Source organism: Chryseobacterium sp. NRRL B-14798 (assembly GCF_050470705.1).
In the GTDB taxonomy this organism is placed as follows: Bacteria; Bacteroidota; Bacteroidia; order Flavobacteriales; family Weeksellaceae; genus Chryseobacterium; species Chryseobacterium cupriresistens.
Genome location: NZ_JBFLUL010000005.1, coordinates 4,656,951 through 4,677,792 on the forward strand (window position 1 = coordinate 4,656,951; position 20,842 = coordinate 4,677,792).

At 36.9% G+C, this 20,842-nt stretch carries 22 protein-coding genes and 1 pseudogene; 3 read left to right on the forward strand and 20 right to left on the reverse strand.

The genetic code is table 11. The annotated features are described in order from the left end of the window. Positions 1-73 precede the first annotated feature (73 nt). A complete protein-coding gene (locus AB1278_RS21320) occupies positions 74-934 on the forward strand; it encodes an alpha/beta hydrolase (RefSeq protein ID WP_202840821.1) in 861 nt (286 codons plus the stop codon). A 47-nt stretch (positions 935-981) separates the two neighbouring features. Here the strand turns inward: AB1278_RS21320 and AB1278_RS21325 are convergent, their stop codons facing one another. From AB1278_RS21325 to AB1278_RS21380, 12 genes and pseudogenes are all read right to left on the reverse strand, one after another. Continuing rightward, positions 982-2,736: a discoidin domain-containing protein gene (locus tag AB1278_RS21325; RefSeq protein WP_202840823.1), complete on the reverse strand. Its 1,755-nt coding sequence runs from the start codon at positions 2,734-2,736 to the stop codon at positions 982-984. A gap of 28 nt (positions 2,737-2,764) precedes the next feature. Continuing rightward, a complete protein-coding gene (locus tag AB1278_RS21330; protein WP_429816878.1) occupies positions 2,765-3,790 on the reverse strand; it encodes a hypothetical protein in 1,026 nt (341 codons plus the stop codon). Positions 3,791-3,799: 9 nt separating this feature from the next. Then, a complete protein-coding gene (locus tag AB1278_RS21335) occupies positions 3,800-5,326 on the reverse strand; it encodes an NAD(P)-binding protein (RefSeq protein ID WP_429816881.1) in 1,527 nt (508 codons plus the stop codon). Between the two features lie 37 nt (positions 5,327-5,363). Then, complete coding sequence (locus AB1278_RS21340; RefSeq protein WP_411414606.1) at positions 5,364-6,878, reverse strand: polyamine aminopropyltransferase; 1,515 nt, start codon at positions 6,876-6,878, stop codon at positions 5,364-5,366. Then, on the reverse strand, positions 6,871-7,086 hold the full coding sequence (locus tag AB1278_RS21345) for a DUF350 domain-containing protein (RefSeq protein WP_062673653.1): 216 nt from the start codon (positions 7,084-7,086) through the stop codon (positions 6,871-6,873). Before AB1278_RS21345 ends, AB1278_RS21340 begins: the two co-directional genes overlap by 8 nt. A 13-nt stretch (positions 7,087-7,099) precedes the next feature. Next, the gene (locus AB1278_RS21350) at positions 7,100-7,294 is read right to left on the reverse strand and encodes a hypothetical protein (protein WP_062673651.1); all 195 of its coding nucleotides are present in this window, start codon (positions 7,292-7,294) and stop codon (positions 7,100-7,102) included. Continuing rightward, positions 7,284-8,675 carry a DUF4178 domain-containing protein gene (locus AB1278_RS21355; RefSeq protein ID WP_429816885.1) on the reverse strand — a complete coding sequence of 464 codons (1,392 nt, stop codon included), beginning with the start codon at positions 8,673-8,675 and terminating at the stop codon, positions 7,284-7,286. Before AB1278_RS21355 ends, AB1278_RS21350 begins: the two co-directional genes overlap by 11 nt. A gap of 77 nt (positions 8,676-8,752) precedes the next feature. Next, a complete protein-coding gene (locus AB1278_RS21360; protein WP_202840833.1) occupies positions 8,753-9,112 on the reverse strand; it encodes an S-adenosylmethionine decarboxylase family protein in 360 nt (119 codons plus the stop codon). Positions 9,113-9,133: 21 nt separating this feature from the next. Continuing rightward, complete coding sequence (ctlX, locus tag AB1278_RS21365) at positions 9,134-10,057, reverse strand: citrulline utilization hydrolase CtlX (protein ID WP_202840835.1); 924 nt, start codon at positions 10,055-10,057, stop codon at positions 9,134-9,136. Between the two features lie 55 nt (positions 10,058-10,112). After that, positions 10,113-10,400, reverse strand: a pseudogene (locus AB1278_RS21370) (four helix bundle protein); the annotation flags it as partial. Between the two features lie 12 nt (positions 10,401-10,412). After that, positions 10,413-10,520, reverse strand: a complete 108-nt coding sequence (locus AB1278_RS21375; RefSeq protein ID WP_429816889.1) for a four helix bundle protein — start codon at positions 10,518-10,520, stop codon at positions 10,413-10,415. Positions 10,521-10,602: 82 nt separating this feature from the next. Next, positions 10,603-11,517 carry a dimethylarginine dimethylaminohydrolase family protein gene (locus AB1278_RS21380; protein ID WP_110008564.1) on the reverse strand — a complete coding sequence of 305 codons (915 nt, stop codon included), beginning with the start codon at positions 11,515-11,517 and terminating at the stop codon, positions 10,603-10,605. A gap of 289 nt (positions 11,518-11,806) precedes the next feature. On the opposite strand from AB1278_RS21380, the gene AB1278_RS21385 reads away from it, so the two are divergent. Further along, positions 11,807-11,971 carry a hypothetical protein gene (locus AB1278_RS21385; RefSeq protein ID WP_156121335.1) on the forward strand — a complete coding sequence of 55 codons (165 nt, stop codon included), beginning with the start codon at positions 11,807-11,809 and terminating at the stop codon, positions 11,969-11,971. A gap of 108 nt (positions 11,972-12,079) precedes the next feature. Here AB1278_RS21385 and AB1278_RS21390 read toward each other — a convergent pair whose 3' ends face one another. The 8 genes from AB1278_RS21390 to AB1278_RS21425 form a co-directional block, all read right to left on the reverse strand. Beyond that, positions 12,080-13,366, reverse strand: coding sequence for a citrate synthase (locus tag AB1278_RS21390; RefSeq protein ID WP_110008563.1), 1,287 nt, complete (start codon positions 13,364-13,366; stop codon positions 12,080-12,082). 88 nt (positions 13,367-13,454) lie between these two features. Further along, on the reverse strand, positions 13,455-14,747 hold the full coding sequence (eno, locus tag AB1278_RS21395; protein WP_047427629.1) for a phosphopyruvate hydratase: 1,293 nt from the start codon (positions 14,745-14,747) through the stop codon (positions 13,455-13,457). A gap of 216 nt (positions 14,748-14,963) precedes the next feature. Continuing rightward, on the reverse strand, positions 14,964-15,293 hold the full coding sequence (locus AB1278_RS21400; protein ID WP_330745118.1) for a hypothetical protein: 330 nt from the start codon (positions 15,291-15,293) through the stop codon (positions 14,964-14,966). A gap of 67 nt (positions 15,294-15,360) precedes the next feature. Further along, positions 15,361-16,149 (reverse strand): sensor histidine kinase, encoded by a 789-nt coding sequence (locus tag AB1278_RS21405; RefSeq protein WP_429816894.1) that lies wholly within the window; start codon positions 16,147-16,149, stop codon positions 15,361-15,363. Further along, on the reverse strand, positions 16,146-16,781 hold the full coding sequence (locus AB1278_RS21410; protein WP_429816897.1) for a hypothetical protein: 636 nt from the start codon (positions 16,779-16,781) through the stop codon (positions 16,146-16,148). The genes AB1278_RS21405 and AB1278_RS21410 overlap by 4 nt, the downstream gene beginning before the upstream one ends. Position 16,782: 1 nt before the next feature. Then, positions 16,783-17,574, reverse strand: a complete 792-nt coding sequence (locus tag AB1278_RS21415; protein WP_429816899.1) for a hypothetical protein — start codon at positions 17,572-17,574, stop codon at positions 16,783-16,785. Positions 17,575-17,580: 6 nt separating this feature from the next. Further along, complete coding sequence (locus AB1278_RS21420; protein WP_343643419.1) at positions 17,581-18,213, reverse strand: response regulator transcription factor; 633 nt, start codon at positions 18,211-18,213, stop codon at positions 17,581-17,583. Between the two features lie 202 nt (positions 18,214-18,415). Next, the gene (locus tag AB1278_RS21425) at positions 18,416-20,275 is read right to left on the reverse strand and encodes a glycoside hydrolase family 35 protein (RefSeq protein ID WP_429816902.1); all 1,860 of its coding nucleotides are present in this window, start codon (positions 20,273-20,275) and stop codon (positions 18,416-18,418) included. Between the two features lie 66 nt (positions 20,276-20,341). On the opposite strand from AB1278_RS21425, the gene AB1278_RS21430 reads away from it, so the two are divergent. Continuing rightward, positions 20,342-20,776: a hypothetical protein gene (locus AB1278_RS21430; RefSeq protein ID WP_343643421.1), complete on the forward strand. Its 435-nt coding sequence runs from the start codon at positions 20,342-20,344 to the stop codon at positions 20,774-20,776. Positions 20,777-20,842 lie beyond the last annotated feature (66 nt).

Sequence of the window (20,842 nt, forward strand, 5' to 3'; positions counted from 1 at the left end):
ATCTTTCTTCATATTTAATTATTCTTACGGTATCCGCTGATTCTTTTCAGCGGATTTTTTATATTTAATCATTATGAAAAAAGATATAAAAATTATTTTGATATCCCTCAGCCTCCTTTTTCTATGGACAGCTTGCAAAGAAAAAAAGATAAAGCTTGGTAAAGATATCCACTTTGATAAGGAGGAAAATATTCACTATGGAAACAATCCAGAGCAGGTTATGGATCTTTATATTCCATCTGCACGAACGAATAAAGAAAAGGATGTTTTTATTATGATTCATGGTGGAGGCTGGAGGGCTGGAGATAAATCACAACTCACCTTTTTCACACTCTCTATGATGCAGAAATTTCCTGATCATATTTTCGTTAATATGAACTACAGACTTGCTTCAGCTACGAGCTTTGGACTTCCAAATCAAACTAATGATATTAAAAAGGTAATTGAATTATTAAAAAATAAACTAGGCTACCATCCCAATGTGATTTTATTAGGCAACAGCGCCGGAGGCCATTTATCGATGTTGTATGCCTACAAGTTTGATGCGGATAAAAAAGTAAAAGCTGTAATTAACATTGTTGGCCCGGCAGACCTCTCTGATCCGGGTTTCAAAAATTATCAGGAGTATTCTTTTGTGGAAAGCAGACTTGTGGATCCTGAAATAATTCAAACCGGAACATCAAAGATAGGTTTTGCCAGTCCTGTGAAATGGATAAAAAGCGATTCCCCTCCTACTTTATCTTACTATGGAAATTCGGACCGCGTAATTCCGTTTACACAAGAAAAAAGACTGGATTCAGCTTTGACAGCCAACCATGTTATCCGTGAATCTTATCAATTTAATGGTGGGCACCTGGATTGGGATAAACATCCAAATGACGAATTCTTTATCAATAAAATAGAAACATTTCTTAAGAAAGCAAACAAAAAATAACACGTCCTGAATCCTCAAAACGTGTTATATTTTATTTTTAAATTGATTTATTCAGATTTTGCAACAGCTGTTCTTTCCGAGACGCCATTGGCATTAAAAGCTTCAATCTGGAAATAATAGGCATCCGTTCGGTCTGCTCCGGTAAAGAAATACTCATTCTTTCCGTACACCATAATGCTTCCATACAATTTATCGGGAGTTTTTCCAAAATAAATTACATAGCCATCCGCTTCAGGATTCTGCTGCCACTTCATCCAGATACTTCTTCTTTCACCATACTTCTTTGGATCAGCTCTCAGAGGAACAAACCCTTCCACTTTAGCAGGCTGCTTTCCTGCTCCTTTTCCGAATACTCTGAAGCCGCTTAATGCAAATTTTCCTGTTGGCATTTTAAGGTTTTCCATTTTAAGGAAACGGGCTTTTGCAGGCTGTTCAAGTTCTACATAGTCGTGAGGTACGTCTTTTGTGTTTTTGCTTTTATCCACAATCACATTCCATTTTTTCCCGTCATTGGAGCCATAGATTTTATATTGATGCATTTTCCCCAACGTTTTTCCCATAAATTCTGCATCCTGATCCGCATAATTGATCTGAATGGCATTAATTGTCGAAACTTCACCCAGATCCGTCTCGAACCATTCCCCGGAATTTCCTGTCTTAGCACTCCAATACGTTTTGATATCTTCATCTACCGCATAGTTGGGCTGATATCCACCCAAAGTAGATGAAACCTGCACCGGTTTATTATAGTTCAACAGCATCCATCCGGCAAAAAGACCTTTTGAAAAATCTTTTCCCTGTGCATATTGGGGAAGATAAGTCGGATAATCGCCATAAGCCGTGTTACAGTACATCACATCATCTTTATCAAATCCTGCCGGCCAGATTCCCAGTCTTCTTTCAAAATTATTTTTAGTTGAAATAAAGATGGTCGAAACATGCCACCAGTTTTTGTAATTGTCTTCAAATGTCGCTCCGTGCCCTGCACCTCTTGCAAAACCGCCCGGTTTATAAGAGAACGGATTATGCTGCTGATATTCGAAGCCTTCCAGAGGATTTTTACTTACATACACTCCATCGGAATAGCCGCTGAATTCTGTTGCCGGAGCACCATACTGCATATAATATTTCCCGTTATGCTTCGTCATCCACGCTCCTTCTACAAAAGGCTGCAGAAAAACATTATCATTATATTCCCCAAACCTTTCCCAACCGTGGTCTTCAGGCTTTAGCTTAATAATCGGTTTTACGAAACCTTCGGACTGAAGGTTTTTTACTTTCACTTCTGTTCCCAGCAATGGCCATTCATTGCTTGAACCCCAGTACAGATATAATTTATTCTTATCTTCATCATAATGGAATGCAGGATCCCACGCTCCTACCTTCAGTGTATCCACAGCAATTTTCCAGTCGTCTTTGGTGGGATTAGTACTTTTCCAGATCGGGAAATCCTGTTCCCAGGTAGAGCCATACACATACAAAGTATCTTTCATTGCCCAGACTGCCGGGGCATTAAGATCATGGATGTATTTGTTATCTCTGAGGAATTTCCTTTTTACAAACTTCCAATCCAGCATATCATCACTGTACCAGTATCCTTCCTGATTGGTAGAAAAAAGGAAAAGTTTATTTTTAAAATTGACAATTACCGGATCTGCTGTAGCGCGGTGCTTTCCCTGTTTGGAAAAGGCTTCAAAAGGGGTATATCCGTAGTCGATATTGATAGGATTGCAGAATGTTTTCTGCTGGGCTCCAACAATAATTCCAATAAAAATTGTTAATGATAAAAAATATTGTCTCATTTTCAGATTTTAAACGTTCCGGACAAAGTTAACTAACTTTTTTGGGTTTTCTCCAAATAAAGCCGTCCAGAAGATAATGAGTGAGCTGCGGAACAACCAGTAAAGGAACCAGAAACTGAAAGAGATTTTCTGAGATCACCACATTCAGGGAAAAGTGCTCATTCCAGACAAGCGTTTCCCACAAAAATTCTTCGAGAAAGGCAAACAATAAAATGACTCCGACAAATAGGAATATTCCTGAAAAGGATTTAAAAATCTGCATCCGGTTCAGCTGATGATTTTCTTTTTGCTTTATTTCCCGGATATAGATCAATGCGATATAGGGAATTCCATGAGAAACCACATTCAGAAAAGTAAACAGAAGATCATTATTGAAGTAAACAATCCCGAAATACCAGGAAAGAAAAGTTCCGGTGATCAGTGCTGTTTTCGGAATGTTAATTTTTTTTGTCTTAAAAGCTTCAACAACAGTTTTAATAATCCAAATTATCAGAATGGCAAAATAGATAACGGTAATTATAGGAACATAATCCGGAAGATTTTGAAGCCAGTCAAACTCATTGTTGACAAACCAGGTGAAGGCACGGGGCGTTTTAAACCAGTACAGCATCGGATAAATCGTTGCGGAATACACAGCCACCTCATCTATTTTTTTGCTCCAGTTATTCGGTTCAAAGCGCGCATAGATTCTCATAAATCCGTATTGCTGCCGTATAAAATGAAAAACGGCAATCAATGCCAGGACCGACCAGAAGGTCAGACTTCCAAACTGAAACAGGATTATTCCCAGTATCCAGCTCAGAACAGGAATCCCCAGATACAGCAGTTTATTTTTCTGTATTTCTCCCTTTACGAAATACGTTTTGAACAGCGTAGAATATACATGAGCCACATCCACAAAAACAATCAGAAAAAGCCAGGTATAAAAGGAATAGTAATTTTCCAGCCCCTGAATTTGTTTCTGAAAAAGAAATATAATCAACAATACAACAAAAGGTGGTGATAAAATAAACCACCAGTCTGTTTTTGCGTTATGTACCCACGGTTGTTTCATTGTAGTATTTTACATCATTTGTTCTGCAGTCCGGATTCCCTGATAGAAAGCTTCTTCAAAAATAGATATTCCGGAAAGATCGGAATGGGCAAAGAAAATTTTATCTTCTATCGTTTTTTTTGCTTTTTGGGTTTCTTCTCCAAAAATCTGGTTGGGAACCGGAGCGATCATCGCATGTCCGATTTTATGGAACTGCATTTCCAGAATGAAATCTTCTATCAACGGATGTGCTTTCTTCAGATCGTTTAAAACTAAATCTTTCAGTTCTGCATCTTTCATGGTGTAGAGCTTTTTCCTTGCTTTCTTGCAGTCTCCGGTTGAAAAACTTTTATAGTGAGTAATCACTTTTTCGCCTATAACCTGGTTCAGATTCTGGTGCTGGTCGAAGATATAACCTAATCCCGAAGAACCGTAGATCACATTATCCCAGGCCAGCTCTTCATCTCCTCCGAATTCATTCTTCAGGGTAATGGTGGTTAAAAGCCACGGAACATAATGAAATGATGATGCTCTTTTTTGATTAAAAATTCTTTCATTCACAAATTGTGGGGTTGCAAACAATACTTTATCTGCAATGATCTTCTTCGTTTTCTTTTGGGTATTATCAAAACTTAAGACCTCAACTTTATCATTGATTTTTATATCAAAAACCAGATTTCCCGGCCAATGTTTTCCCTCTGTATATTTTGAAAAATGGTTTGCCAGTCTTGCATTTCCTTCTGGCCATGTGAATACCTGATCTTTATATTTCGTGCTCCAGTTGTTTTTTCTTCCGGCAAAGTAATGGATGCCTGCCCATGCTGAAACGTAGTCTATTCCTAATCCGAAATCGTCTCTGCAGGAATAATCCAGCAGCCAGAGAAGTTCTTCCGAATAGAAGTTATTTTCTTTGAGCCAGTCTTTAAAAATGATTTTTTCAAGCTTTACAACCTCATCTTCTCTACTGGAATCATGTACCGGAATGGCAAACCAATATTTTCCTTCCGTGTCTTTCTTTGTACGAAATTCATCCATCAGCTTAAAAAAGCGGGCAAGCTCTTGCTGGGTTTCTGCTGAAATTCCTCTTTGCGGAACAATATCGTTCTGCCAGGCATTTTTATAAAACAGTCTTTCCTGTTGTGGAAAAGTCATTTGGTATTCATCAAGGATGGGTTCTCCGTTTTCTTCTGTTCCTAAGCAGATTTCACATTCTTTCAAGAAGTCGATGATTTCTGTATTCTCTTTGTTCGGTAACGGTAAATAATGAGCCCCTAAAGGAAATTTTGAAAATGAATTCTGTCCGTTGGAAGAATTGCCGCCAAGATGGTTTTCCATTTCCAGAAGAAGATAATCATTTTTATGATGCTTACTGAAAAATCTACACGCTGAAAGTCCGGAAATTCCTCCCCCGACAATAAGATACTTAGTGTGGATAACTTCAGAAAACTGTGGAAAATCTTTTGCCCATAATCTATGCCCGAGAACATGATTGGTCCCTGTGATCTTTAACAGCAAAGCTTTTACTTTCTTTCCGCAATACTGCAAAAAAGGAAGCATAAGGCTACCTAAAAATATAGTTGTAAGAAAATCTTTTCTACTGTACTTTCCCCCACTCTTCATCGAAATAACGGACTAGTATCTGGTTGTCCAGACGGTTAACTTCTACATCTTTCACTTTCATATCTTTATTAAAATAAGACATCTGTGAAAAGTTATAATCATAGTATTTTAAGCCGGGAAGCTTTCTGTAAACTCTGTTGTTGACGGGCTCAAATGAAGCCATCGAAAATCCCCATTCTCCAAAAGACGGAACATAGGTATGATACGCTGCTGTGAAAGGAAAAATCTGATTGATTGTTTTCTCAATACACCAGAAAGATTTCGGAGCAAAATATGGAGATGTGGTCTGAACCACAATTTTCGTATCAAGCGTTGTCAGCTTCTCCAGTTCTTTATAAAAATGCAGGGAATAGAGTTTTCCTAAGCTATAATTGGACGGATCAGGAAAGTCTATGATGATAACGTCAAATTTCTTTTTACTGTCTTTTACCCATATGTAAGCGTCTTTATTGATGATTTCTACTTTTGGATTGGAAAAAGAATTCTGGTTCAGCCTGCGCATGGTTTCATTGGTCTTGAAAAACTGAGTCATTTCACCATCAAGATCCACCAGGGTTACTTTTTTAACGTCTTTGTATTTCAATACTTCTCTGGCTGCGAAGCCGTCACCTCCTCCCAAAATCAGGACATTATCAATGTTTTTCGCCATCGACATAGCAGGATGTACCAAAGCTTCATGATAACGGTATTCATCCGTGGAAGAAAACTGTAGGTTATTATTTAAATATAAACGAAACTCGTGCGTATTCCTCGTTAAAACGATTCTTTGATAGGGTGAACTTTTAGTATAAACCACATTTTCGCCATATAGTTTTTCTTCAGAATAAGACAGAATCGTATCTGAAAAAAAGAAAAGTCCCAGCAAGAAGGCAAATGCCGCGATAGATTTTATTTTCAGGGATAAGGGTTTTGATAATTCCTTTGTAAGATAATAGCACAGGAATATCGCAATAGAGATATTGATCAATCCAAAAAACAAAGGTGTCTTTACAATTCCTAATTTCGGAATCAAAACCAATGGAAAAAGAATCGATGCCAATAAAGCTCCGATATAATCGAACGCAAAGACGTTTGAAACTAAATCTTTAAACTGAACTCTGTCTTTCAAAATGTTCATCAAAAGCGGAATTTCTACTCCGACGAGACATCCCGTGAAAAAGACGAAAAGATATAAAACGCTTTCAAAGTGTGCGAGTGTATTAAATAAAATAAACAGCACTACAGAGCTGATTCCCCCTACGATTCCCACCAGGATTTCGATCTCAATGAATTTATCAATAAGATTTCCTTTGATGAATTTCGCAAGATAGGAACCTACTCCCATTGAAAAGAGATACACTCCGATAATGAAAGAAAACTGCTTTACAGAGTCTCCTAAAAGATAGCTCGCCAGGGCTCCGGCCACCAGCTCATAAATCAATCCACATGTAGCAATGACGAATACTGAAAACAATAAAAGCAGCTCAAGAGGAATCCTCTTCTTATCCATGAATTGCCGCGCTTATAATCATTGAAATTCCGATGATAAATGCTCCGAAAACAATAGCCAGTGCTATATTTTTATTCTGAGCGATCTCATGCCATGTTTTTTCCGGGGTAAGCTTTTCAATAACGAAATAGCACACCAGCAGAATAGCGATTCCTAAAAATGAGTAAAGAACCGAGTTTAGTATGGGTAAGAAATTGATGTTGTCCATAGTTTTTATATTTTTATTTGTGATAGTATCTGTAGAATCCTACTCTGGAATGACTTCTTGTAGTTCCGTCGCGGTATGTTTCTGTTTTGGCACAGTCGCAGACCTGATTTCCCTGATAGGTAAGGTATACAAACCAGGTCATGAAAAACCCTCCGATCAAGCAGAGTATCCAGTTTTGTCTTATGTAATTGGTAATATTAGTTATCATTTGCAGGATAAGGGGTGTTTGAACTATTCTTCCATTTATTCACATTAAAGAAATGTTTTCCTATCCACATGGCGACAAAGAGCGCAATCATTATGAATAAAATGAATCCGAAGTTCCAGAATGAAACAGGAAGCCAGGTCGCTTTGAGCTGTATATAGGTATTGTTTGAAATAGGATCTGTAGTGAGTCTTAACCCTTCTGTATTGATAAGAGAATCTATTTTTGAAGTTCCAAAGGAAGCTTTCACCAGTTTACCTAATTCTGTTGTATCTTTTTCTAAAGTCTTTCCGTCTATGAAAGTGATAGGTTGCCCTTTATAGATATCGGTTACCTCTACTGTTCCTGATTTATCCCTGGAGATTAATATCCTTGAATCCGGTGACTGAAGACCGGAAAATGCAGGTAATAAAGATCCTTCCTTTTCTGCTGAAATAAGAAAGTGATATTGTCCCGAGCTTACTCCACAAAGGTTAAATTCTTCAGACTGACTTCCTTCTGACCAGCTTTCTCCATCTTCGTACCCATGATATTGTTCGATATCTTTTGAGGTATAGACAATTTCGTTAGTCTTTTCATTCACAAGACTCAACTGAACATTAGCCCAGGAATTATCAACACCTGAAAATGCATTCACTTTTAATGGTGCAGAACCTCCTGAAAGGGTAAAACTTTTGCTGACCATTTCTTTGTCTTTTACATCTGCAAAATTGATGGTCTCTGCAAAAACGGTTTCGTTCGTTCTTGAAGTGTAGACATACATCTGGAGCAGGCAAATCATTAATGCAGCCACACAAAAGATGTTCAAGGCTTGTCTGATATCGAAATAATAGGGCTGAACAATCCCTATTCCTGTATAATTGGGCAGATTAGCTATTTTAAAAGCTTTCTTAACTTCATATTTTGAAATGTGAACTCCATAGAAATACTGGCTTTTTCTGCTGGTCTTCTCCTGAGAGATCATACGGGTTCCGTTGACATACTCTTTGTAGGTAGCAATGGTGAAATCCAGGTGTTCATCATAAAAACCGGCAGCCGCATCAATAGTGCATGGAGTATTTTCGTACCATCGGTAGGTTCGCCCGAGATAGGTTGGTAATTTTGAATCTTTACCTTTAAAATCATCAGGATGTATAGAGATCAGGAATACCCAATGTCCATCGCTCTCACTCAAGAAAGCATCATTTCCTTTGCTGTCTTTTAAGGAATATTCCCGCCAGAAAATACTGTTTCCGTATTTTTTAACAGTAATCGCAACAACTGTATATTCCGTACCGTCAATTTTTCCTTTTTGTCCGACATCCAATACAACATTTTCCGTTGGGACTTTCAGATGTTTAATTTTTTTGTTCCAGGCTACATCAATGAGATGGGAGCAGGTCATACAAACGTATTCTTCAACAGGAAAGGTGAGATCTAATGTATTTTCGGATTCGCATGCTGGGCAGACATAGTGCATTTTTATCTGTAAATTTTGTGTTTTTGAATGGTATTAGCTTTAAAATACTGAACCACTTCATCTGCAATCTGCTCTACTTTTGTGGTATTGTCCTGGGTATAATTACAAAGGAAAACATCGAAAGTAAGCTGTTTAAATTCCGGCCACGTGTGGATACAAAGGTGAGACTCTTTAAGGATCACGGCGGAAGTAAAGCTGTCATTCTCAAAAATATGATTGGTAACGCCTACAATTTCCACCTCTTTGGTTTCCAGAATTCCTTCTGTAAACGCCAGAAAACCTTTGCTGTCTAATAACAAATCTTCTGACTCTGTTTCCAAAGTCAGAAGAATATGTAAACCTTTACTTGATAATGGTTTCAATTAATTTTTTTTGTAAATATATTATTTTTTTGGAAGAAAAACCTCAGCAAGCATACATCTTGCGCTTCCTCCACCATTTACTTCAATGGTATTCAGGTCTGAATAGATAATTTCGCAGTATTTTTCAATAGCAGCTACCTGTTCCGGAGTTAAAGACTGGTAAGCAGTCTGGCTCATGACCAGGAATTTTTTGCCTTCTTTATTCTGAACCTGAAGCATATTTCCGGCAAACTGCTGCATCTGTTCTTCAGAAATTTCAATGATTTCTTTTCCGGATCCTTTAATAGCTTCCACTACTTTTCCTCTTTCAAGTTCATCATCAATACAGTCAAGGCAGATTACGACAAATTTATCGGCTACACACATCATTACATTGGTGTGATAGATTGGAAGCCTTTCTGTGCCTACAGTCTGGAAAGAATGGAATACAACGGGAGTAAATCCGTATTTTGTACAGAATTCTCTGAACAGTTTTTCATCCAGCCTCAAAGAAACAGAACCGTAAGCAATTTTGTTATCGTGATCAAAAATCATACTTCCTGTTCCTTCCAGAAAGTGTCCCTGGGTTTCAGAGAAAGACCAGTCATCAATTTCAGCCACTTCAAACCCTTGATCTTTGATACTTTCGATAATATCTTCTCTTCTTTCCACTCTTCTGTTGGAAGCGAACATCGGGTACAAAACCACTTTTCCGTCTTTATGGAAACTTACCCAGTTATTCGGGAAAATAGAATCCGGAGTGTGGGGATCCAACGTATCTTTTATAGTGATCACATTAATTCCTTTTTCTCTCAGCTTTCCGACAAAGGTGTTGAATTCTGCCAACGCTTTTGACTGGATATCAGAGCCTGTCTGTTCTACCTGGAAATAATTATTTTTCGCTGTTTCAGCGTTGTAACCGAATGCAATCGGTTCTATCATTAATACTGTATCTGTTGTTTGCATTTTTTCTAAGTTTGAGGGTGTTAGTGTATGAGAGTTTGAGTGTCTGAACAGCGTTTTACAAATTATTATCTTCTTTATTCACCGAAGAAAATGAACACCACTTTTCTGACTGGCTCATCATGTTAACTAACATCCCTATTATTTGGTTATACTTGTTGTGCAAATTATTATATTGCTCGTCATTCATATAATGGCAGGCAAAAGCAAACTGAAGCCATGTTTGGGTTTCTCTTGCTTCACCCTCTGAGTCTGTAAGCTTAGCGATGAAGGATTTTTCATATTTTCTTTTGCCCCAAGCCTCACTAATATTTGCCGTTACAGATCTTGATGATCTTCTTATCTGATCTGTAAGTGATTAAAGTTCTTCTTTTGGAAAAGATTTTGAGAGTTCATAAATCAGTTGAGCTGTTTCAAATGATTTTTGATACACTTTTAAGTCCTGATGAAATCTGATCGTTGACATACATTACTATTTATTTAAAGTTAAAAAAATATCCAAACCAATCAATGCTATCACTCTCAAACCCTAAAACTCTCCAACTCAATTACTCTCTCACAAGCGGCATTGTAGAGCATCTCAGCAAGCCTCCCATTTTAGAGATTTCTCTGTAAGGAATTTCTTCAACAGTCATTCCCCACTCGTTTCTCAGGTGGTCATTCATTCTAGTGAATGCTTTGTCCGAAACGACAACATCAGGAGAAATGGAGAAAATATTCGGGAACATTTCAAACATTTCTTCATCATTGATATGGAAACAGTTTTCTTCTCCAAAAATATCAATGATTAAACGGTAGTCGCTTTCATCTACAAATCCGTTTTTATAAATAATACATTTGTCTTCACCTACCGGATTAAATGTACAATCCAGATGCAGAATACCTTCAAAAGGAACTTTATCATTTTTCTTCAGTTCCAGATCAATAATTCTTTTCTTCGGAAAATATTCTTTTAAGATTTCAATGGCATATTCATTGGTTCTTGCCGTCTTATAGTTTCTGTAATCTTCACTGAAGCAGGTTCCGATGAAAAGGAAATCATTCCATACGATCACATCACCTCCTTCGATATGTGCAGTTTCGGGAAGATTGATGATCTTTCTCCATGCTACTTTTTCAAAAACACTTTTATAGGCTTCCTGCTCGTCTGCTCTGTCTGCAATCACATTGGAAATGATCATTTTATCATCAATTACAAAGGCTACATCTCTTGAAAAAACCTGATTGTAATCTTTGATGATGCTGGGACGCAGTACTTCAACGCCATACTTTTTTAAAACCGCTTCAAAAGCGTTCATTTCATTGATAATATCCTCTTCTTTAGGATAAATGTTGTGTTCGATTGAGTAATATGACTTTGCGTCATAACTTTCCTCTAGTGTGGGAACCGGCCCCAATGAATTAGGCTGGCCCAGAACTACTGACTTCAGCCTGCCCGTTTCGTTTTTAATGTTTAGTCTCATAAAGATTTATGCAATACTACAAATATAAGTAAAGGTCTCTACCTGTAAAACTTTTGGATTATTTTATGCATTAAATTTGGTTCCCAAAATCAACACACTTCAACAAAATTTCCTTGTATATGAGCCAACTGTAGTGAATAGTTCCAAAAACATCTACAACTTACTATTTTCCATCTACATAAGAACAAAAAAATAGATAATCATATTATTTAATTTCCTATATTAGTGATATAATTTTCGCGAAATTATAAACCTTAAAATTGAACTATTAACACCAAAAATCAAAGTCATGAACAAGAACAATCCGGTGCTGAAAAATGCACAAAAGTTAGGAAGAGATCAACAAAAATCCGTAATGGGAGGCGCTCCAATCTCAACAGGCAGAAGATGCTGTGAATGGGATGATGCAGGAAACTGTTATATCTGGACTTGCGACAGATGCCAGTGTCCTTAATAAACAAAGAAAGCCTGCTTAAAAAAGCAGGCTTTCTTATTGAGCTAATTGATATAAATAAAAAATCCCAAAGCATGCTTTGGGATTTTTTTATAGTATAAGCAAATATTATCTGCTTGCAATATCGATGTAGTTTCTTTGCTGAGCACCTTGGTAAACCTGTCTTGGTCTTCCGATCGGGTCTCCTTTCAGTCTCATTTCTTTCCACTGAGAAATCCATCCCGGAAGTCTTCCTAATGCAAACATTACGGTGAACATTTCTGTAGGGATTCCTAACGCTCTGTAGATGATACCTGAGTAGAAGTCTACGTTTGGATATAGTTTTCTTTCTACGAAGTATTCGTCTTCCAGCGCTACTCTTTCCAGCTGCATTGCAATGTCAAGAGCTTTATCCTGGATACCTAATGCTTTAAGGATATCGTCAGCAGCTTTCTTGATGATTTTCGCTCTTGGGTCGAAGTTTTTGTACACTCTGTGTCCGAATCCCATTAAACGGAAGTTATCATTCTTATCTTTAGCTTTAGCAACATATTTAGATACGTCACCACCGTCTTTCTCGATAAGTTCAAGCATTTCGATTACAGCCTGGTTAGCACCACCGTGAAGCGGCCCCCAAAGGGCAGATACTCCGGCAGAGATAGAAGCGAAAAGACCTGTGTGGGCAGAACCTACCATTCTTACTGTAGAAGTAGAACAGTTTTGTTCGTGGTCTGCGTGAAGGATTAATAATTTATCTAAAGCATTTACAACTACCGGATCGATTTCGAAATCAGCGTTTGGTAATCTGAATGCCATTTTGTAGAAGTTCTCTACATAGTTCAGGTTGTTATCACCGTGGTTTAATGGTAAGCCCTGAGTTTTTCTGTAAGTCCATGCACAAAGGTGAGAGAACTTAGCGATCATAAGCTCAGCAGCGTGATCCATTTCTTCTTTAGAGTTTACGTTAACGGCTTTCGGGTTGAAAGCTGTTAAAGCAGACGTTAAAGAAGATAAAACTCCCATAGGGTGAGCAGAACGAGGAAAAACATCAATGATTTTTTTCATTTCGTCTGCGATGAAGTTATATTTTTTAATATTGTTGTCGAATGAAGTAAACTGATCCTGAGTTGGTAATTCTCCATGTAATAAAAGATACATTACTTCAGTGAAGTTAGATTTTTCAGCAATTTGCTCGATTGGATAACCTCTGTAGAATAATTCTCCTTTATCTCCGTCTAAGTAAGTGATGTCGCTAATAGTAGCTCCTGTATTTTTGTAACCTAAATCCAGAGTGATTAAACCTGTCTGGTCTCTTAATTTTGAAATATCAATCCCTCTGTCTCCGATAGTACTATCCACGATTGGATATTCATATGAATTACCGTCGTAATTCAATATTACTTTGTTGTCTGACATTATTTATTTATTTTTTTTAAATATACCACTTTCCATAAAATACGGCAAACTAAAAATTTCGCTTGCCGTTATTTATAAATTCGATTAATTATCTTTTGATTTTAAAAGCTTCTAATCCCGGGAAAATCGCAGTTTCGCCTAAAGCTTCTTCAATTCTTAATAACTGGTTGTATTTTGCCATTCTGTCTGATCTTGAAGCTGAACCGGTTTTGATCTGTCCACAGTTCATTGCTACTGCTAAATCAGCAATTGTAGAGTCTTCAGTTTCTCCTGATCTGTGAGACATCACTGAAGTGAATTTGTTATTCTGAGCCATTTGTACAGCAGCCATTGTTTCAGAAAGAGAACCGATCTGGTTTACTTTTACAAGGATAGAGTTCGCAATATTTTCTTTTACTCCTCTGGATAATCTTTCTACGTTGGTTACAAATAAATCATCTCCTACCAGCTGTACTCTGTCACCAATTTTATCTGTTAACATTTTCCAACCTTCCCAGTCGTTTTCCTGCATACCATCTTCAATAGAAATGATTGGATATTTTGCAGCCAGTTCCGCTAAATAAGAAACCTGCTCGCTGCTTGAAAACTGGGCTGCATCCGGAGTCTGGAATTTTCTGTAATCATAGATTCCATCTTTGTAGAATTCCGAAGCCGCACAGTCAAGTGCCAACATAATATCGTCACCTGGCTTATAACCTGCTTTTTCAATAGCTTGAAGTAAAGTATCCAAAGCATCTTCAGTTCCTTTGAAAGTTGGTGCAAAACCACCTTCATCACCTACCGCAGTAGATAAACCTCTTGAATGAAGAATAGATTTTAGGTTGTGGAAAATTTCAGTTCCTTTTCTCAATGCATGAGAGAAAGAATCAGCTTTTACCGGCATAATCATGAATTCCTGGAATGCGATAGGAGCATCTGAGTGAGATCCACCGTTGATTACATTCATCATTGGAACAGGAAGTGTGTTGGCGTTCACTCCACCTACATATTTATAAAGAGGCATTCCCAATTCTGCAGCAGCAGCTCTTGCTACTGCCAGAGAAACACCAAGAATAGCATTGGCACCAAGATTTCCTTTGTTAGGCGTTCCATCAAGATCAATCATAATCTGATCGATATAGTTTTGTTCAAAAACCGGCTGTCCTACTAAATTCTCTGCAATTACTTCTTTTACATTTTCAACAGCTTTCAGAACTCCTTTTCCCAGATATTCTGAACCACCGTCACGTAATTCTACCGCCTCGTGTTCTCCTGTAGATGCTCCTGAAGGTACAGCTGCACGGCCCATTGCCCCGCTTTCTGTAAATACATCTACTTCAATGGTAGGATTTCCTCTGGAATCTAAAATCTGTCTTGCTTCTATGTAAGAAATTGCACTCATTTTTTATTTTTTTTAGTTTAGACAAATTTAATCAAAATTTAACTTTCAAGGGTATTTCACAGCATTTTTTTGAAATAAATCCAAGTTAAATTTTAGTTAATTTATATTATGATAATTCCCCATTTTTGAGGGAATGGATCAGGAATTAAAAAATGGAAGATCATAACAAAACTCACCTTGAAAAGTGAGCTTTATGATACGGTATAGGAGTTATTATTATTTTCTGGGCGTGGGAGATAAAAGACCGGCCAGGGCACCTATTGCTCCTGATGAAATCGTTGCAAATATAGTAACCAGCTGATTATCTTTGGAGGAGCCGTCATTCCAGTAAGCAATGAGTATAAGCCCTGCAATGATTGCGATAACTGCCAGCCCGAGCATCAGGACAATAATCCTGTAAATCCAGTAGTCTGTATCCTTAGGATTTCTTATTTCTACATTTTTTATAGCCTCTACAGGATTTATTCTGAACTTTTCCTGAAGATCACTGCTGTTTTTTAAAGCAGCTTCCAGATCTTCGATACTGTCGTTAATAAGAGTTTTCATGGCCTTTGATTTTATGTATCAAATTTCTCTCTAAAAAACGGACCAGTCAATTACACAAAAGGGTAATTTATAATTTGGTTTTGAAGACCAGACAGGTTCCGGGATTTCCGGAAATGATTATACAATCGCCAGATAATTCGCTCATTCTTCGTTTCATATTTCTAAGACCATTCCCTTCTTTATGGCCGTCGGAAATTCCCTTTCCGTTATCAGAGATTTTCATAGAAAAGTTATTTTCTTCCTGCGAAAATGAAAGCTTCAGGCTGTGGGCACGGCTGTGTTTGTAAACGTTATTAACGGCTTCTTTCAGACAAAGAAAAAGATTACGTCTCATTTCGGTGGAAATCGGTGTTTCTGCTATGATATTTTCATATTCTGAATACACGATTATTTTTGTTTTCTTCAAAAAGTTTCCGGTATAAAGGACAGCATAATCGATAAAGCTCCCCAATGTGTCATTTCCTGAGTTCAGACTCCACAGCATTTCTCTCATGGAAATATTCATTTCTTCGGAGGTTTTCAGAAGCTCATCGATGTCGTTTAACAGATCATCATCTTCCGCTTTCTGTTTCAGAAATTCTGCCTGGAGCTTCAATGCAGAAATTCCGGCTCCAAGATCATCATGCATATCGTGGGAGATACGTTCCCGCTCCTCTTCCAGCACCTTTTGTTTTTCGAGTTCTTTCTGAAGGAGCTGGTTTTGGTGTTCAGATTCTTTAAGCTGCTGCTGCTGAATAAAAAAAAGCTGTCTTTTGTTATACAGAACAACTATTAAAACAATAAAGATGACAAAAGTTATTAATAAAATAACAGCAATAATATAAGCCAATCTTATTGTATCCGGCAGTTGCTTCATATTGTGTTTTTATTTTCAAATTTCCTTAAAGCAATATAGAACATTCCATACATAATGATATTTACACAATACTGCATCACTTTCAGAATTTGCAGAAGCCCCGGATCATTATCCCGAAGAAAAAACATGGGTATGGATCTGAAAATAAAGAAAATACTCCAAAAAAGCAAGCCACAGGAAACCCAGAAATGCGGATCGTCCAGAATTTTTATTTCGTCAAAATTTTTCAGTCTTATAAAAAACCAAACCAGCACATTGATGATGAAATAAAAGCACACTAATATTCCCAGTGTATTTTCATAGTTTTCACTATAAAACTTTATAAACAGAATAATATAGGCAAGTATGGCAATCAGAACGCAGCGGAAAAATACCCTGAGTTTCCGAGGGAAGATTTTAGCATAGTAAATGTTAAAAAATATAATCAAAAAAATGCTGTAGTAATTAAACAGATAAGCAAAATCAAATTCTTTATTCCATATTTTATAATGCCCATACAGTTCCAGACAAAGCGTGAGAAACAAAAATATCGCAAAATAGTTTTGGCTGGAAAGACCTTTCTTCCCAGCTAAAACTATGGACTTCACAGTAGCCGCCAGGAGTACTGCGATGTATATTATCTGGATTACCATTTTACGGATATAATGAACCCATATCGTAATATCCCTCGTCTGTACTAAAAACCAGTGTCATTTGTTTTTCATGGGTTTCAAAATGTCTTTTATATTGGTCTTCGCGAAATTTATCGCCAAGATTATTTTCAAAAACGACTTTCTTCACATCACTGATCTCGCATAGGTTGATGATAAATGTCTCACTATCATCTTTTGACAGGGTATCTATCAGATCAACGATATGATAACTGATATAAAATGTATTATTTCTTCCTAAGTAATTAGTCAATACCTGATGTCCGTTCTTAAGATAAAAATCATTAAGTGTTTTTACATTCTCATCGGAGATTTTCAGATCCTTAAGTGAAAGATCCTGATTGGCATTGATGATAAGATAATTATGTTCATCAATGGTATTTTTCCCTTCTGTTTGCAAAGAGGCCACCATATACATCATTTTGTTTTCAGAATAAGGTGTAAGTCGTAATCTGGAATCCTGGGGATATATCTGTACGAAAGTAAATGTTAAATAGGTCGCCTTAATATCTTTCATAATCTCACAAATATCTTTCAGGAGAGAATGTTTTACAGCATAAATACCTCCAAGATTAAAATTCACCTCCCGATTTTGCATAAAAGGCAAAACGCCCTTTTTAGCACTGTCAATAAAACTTTCTGCCAGAATGTGGCTAATGGGCCTCATTTCCGACACATCTTCAACCAGCTGTTCAAGTTTATTACCGATAGGGCCTTCTCTGTAAGCTAAATTGTCATCAAGGACTACCTGACTTGTTGCATTTGAATTTTCCATAATTTCTTAGTTTTTTGATTGGTTAAATTTATTGACTGCCTCCACTTTGTTATTGACGTGGAGTTTTCTGTAAATATTTCCTACGTGCTTCTTGACGGTGTCAATACTGATGAATTTTTTATCCGCAATCTCTTTGTAAAGAAGCCCCTGTGAAAGAAGTTCTAGAATTTCTTTTTCGCGTTCCGTAAGTTCATCAAAGCCTTTTATTTCCGGAAGCTTTTTTTCGAAATGATTCAATACTCTTCTGGCAATAGAAAAACTCATAGGAGCACCTCCCTGATATACGTCCCGTATTGAAGAAAGAATCTTATCCATACTTTCACCTTTTACAAGATATCCCATAGCGCCGGCCTTTAAAGAATTAAAGATCTTTTCATCATCATCAAAGCTGGTACACATAATAAATTGGGTACCGGGAATTTCTTTTCGCAGTTTTTCTATGATTTCGATTCCGAGCATATCCTGTAACTGGATATCCATCATCACAACATCAGGAGAGATATCTGGCAGGTTCGTTATGGCATCATTGCCATCAAAGAACTGGGCAACCACTTTCATATCCTTCTGATAATTGATGACCTTCTTCAACGCATTGTTGTAGTTTTTTTCGTCTTCTACTATGGCTATGGAAATGCTCATGACTTTGTTTGTTTGAAGCAAATTTCAACAGAAAACAATTTGAAATCAATTACACCTTTGTGTAATATTACTATTTGAGTTTGAAGTTATGGCTTAGTGTTTTAGCTGTATTAAATTTAATCAATTTTTCACTTCAAAAACAATATTATTATAAATATTTCATAATAAATCAAAATAAAAAATTACAAATCCGTTTTTAAAATCAATTATTATTCACAATCTGATCAAAGATAGGATAATCAATACTGCTTATTGTATGGTGGGACTTAATCTGTTCAAAGATCTGAATCCTGTTTTTGCCTTTCTTCAGCCATACTCCGGGAATGTAAAGTGTTTGCTGAGGACCTGCAGTACTCCAGTATCTTCCTGCATTTTTTCCGTTAATAAAAACAATACCTTTTCCAAAATTTCTCATATCAAGAAAAGTATCACCGGTTTCTTCAAGCACAAATTCTGCCTCCTGAATAACAGGTGAATGATCTGCAATTTCTTTATTTTTAAAGTGATGTTTTGGAAAAGTATCAAAAGGAAGAGGAAGCATTTCCCAGTTCCCGGAAACTTCAGCGCCATTAATTTTTACGGGGCTGATAATTCCTTTTAAATTATGAACAATCTCTGCTCCGTAATTGATTCTTCCCATATTTTCAACAAGAATTTCCAGCCGGTCTCCGGATTTTATTTCAATAGCAAGATCATACTTTTTATATACTCTGTTCAATTCACCTTTCCATTGGCCATTGATGTAAATATTCGCATAATCACGGAGTCCTTTTATTTCCAATATCCCTTTATGGCCTTTGTCAAACTTTCTTCTGTAAAGAACATATCCGTTTCCGATGTTCAGATCTTCAAACGTTAATGGCTGGTCATTAATAACAGGTTTCTGATGATCGGTAAGATCAAACAGAGAATTTACTTTTGAAAATTTTATCCGGGGAATGGTGATAACTTTTACTGGTTTTGGAACATCCGGAAGTTTACTTTTATTGAGGGATTGAAAAATTTCTCTCAACGCATTATATTTAGGGGTTGCCCATCCTGCTTCACTAATGGGAGCATCATAATCATAGCTCGTAAGATCCGGCTGGATATCATGGTCCTTATCGTAATTGGCACCACTGGTAAATCCAAAGTTGGTTCCGCCATGAATCATATAATAATTAAAAGAAATATCATTTTCTATATAAAGCTTTGTTTGTTTCACCACATCTTCTGTGGAGACCTTAACGAATGGCTCTGCCCAGTGATCAAGCCATCCGGGATAATATTCTGCAACCATATACGGACCTTTTCCTCCATTATACTCATTGATGCTTTTCTTTAAAACAGCAATATCACCTTCTCCGTTTGCGGTAGGTAAAGCACCTTCAATAGATCCTCCTTTAAAAAGTGAACTGCCGTCTGAGGTAAATAAAGGTACCAAGATTCCGCTTTTCAACAGCATGTCCTTAATCTTATGACTGTATTTCCTGTGTTCTTCCAACGGAATATCTTTTCTTTGGGCAACGTAAGATCCAAATTCATTCTCTGCCTGTACCATAATAACCGGGCCGCCATTATTAATCTGCAGAGGTACGATCTGCTTTGCCAGCTGACTGATATATTTACGGCATTCCTCTAAGAAGGCTTTGTTGTCTCTTCTTATTTCAAGGTCTTTATTTTTCTGCAGCCACCACGGATATCCTCCGAATTCCCACTCTGCACAAACATAAGGCCCCGGACGAATGATAACGTATAAGCCAACTTCCTGTGCCGTTTTGATGAACTTCTGCAAATCTTTTTCACCTGAAAAATTCCATTTTCCCGGGGCTTCTTCATGATAATTCCAAAAAACGTAGGTCGTAACGGTATTCAGTCCCATTGCTTTCATCATCTCCAGACGATGCTTCCAATACTCCGACGGAACTCTGGGATAATGCATTTCTCCTGAATACACGGTAAATGATTTTCCGTTCAGGAAGAAATGTCCATCTTTAATTTCAAAATTTCCTTTCTGTGAAAACACAGTATTTAAGGAGAAAAATAAAAGAATAATGCTTAAATAACGTTTAAAATTTCTCATATTGTAAGGCATGATTTTTGTAAAATTTAAAATATAAAAATCAATTGAATATCAAATAATATAATCATGAAAAAAAGTCTTTTAGCACTAGGTGCTGTATTGGCACTGGCAGTAGTCAGCTGTAAAAAAAGTGAAAGCGGAAACAAAAGCGTTATCAAAACAGACAGTTCAGAAACTGTAGTTACAGACAACAACGGAAAGATAGATTCATTAACACAAAGTTCTTCTACTGTAAACATCAACGGTCAAAAAACAGAAAAAACAGATTTTGTGTATAAAGCTACTGACGGAACACTGGTGAAAGTAGTATTTAAAAACGATCCTAAAGAAAGTACGGTAGCTATTACCAGCAACAAGAAAACGTTTACCTTGCCTAAATCGGAAACCAAAGGAGATGAAACGATTTACAAAAAAGATGATATGACTGCAAGGGTAAAAGGAGACAGCCTTCACCTTGAACAGGGTAACAATATTATTGAGCTGAAAAGAACAAAGATTTAAAATAAAAAATTGTCCTTCCATATTGAGGGACATTTTATTTGATAAGTATTACATAAAAAAACCATC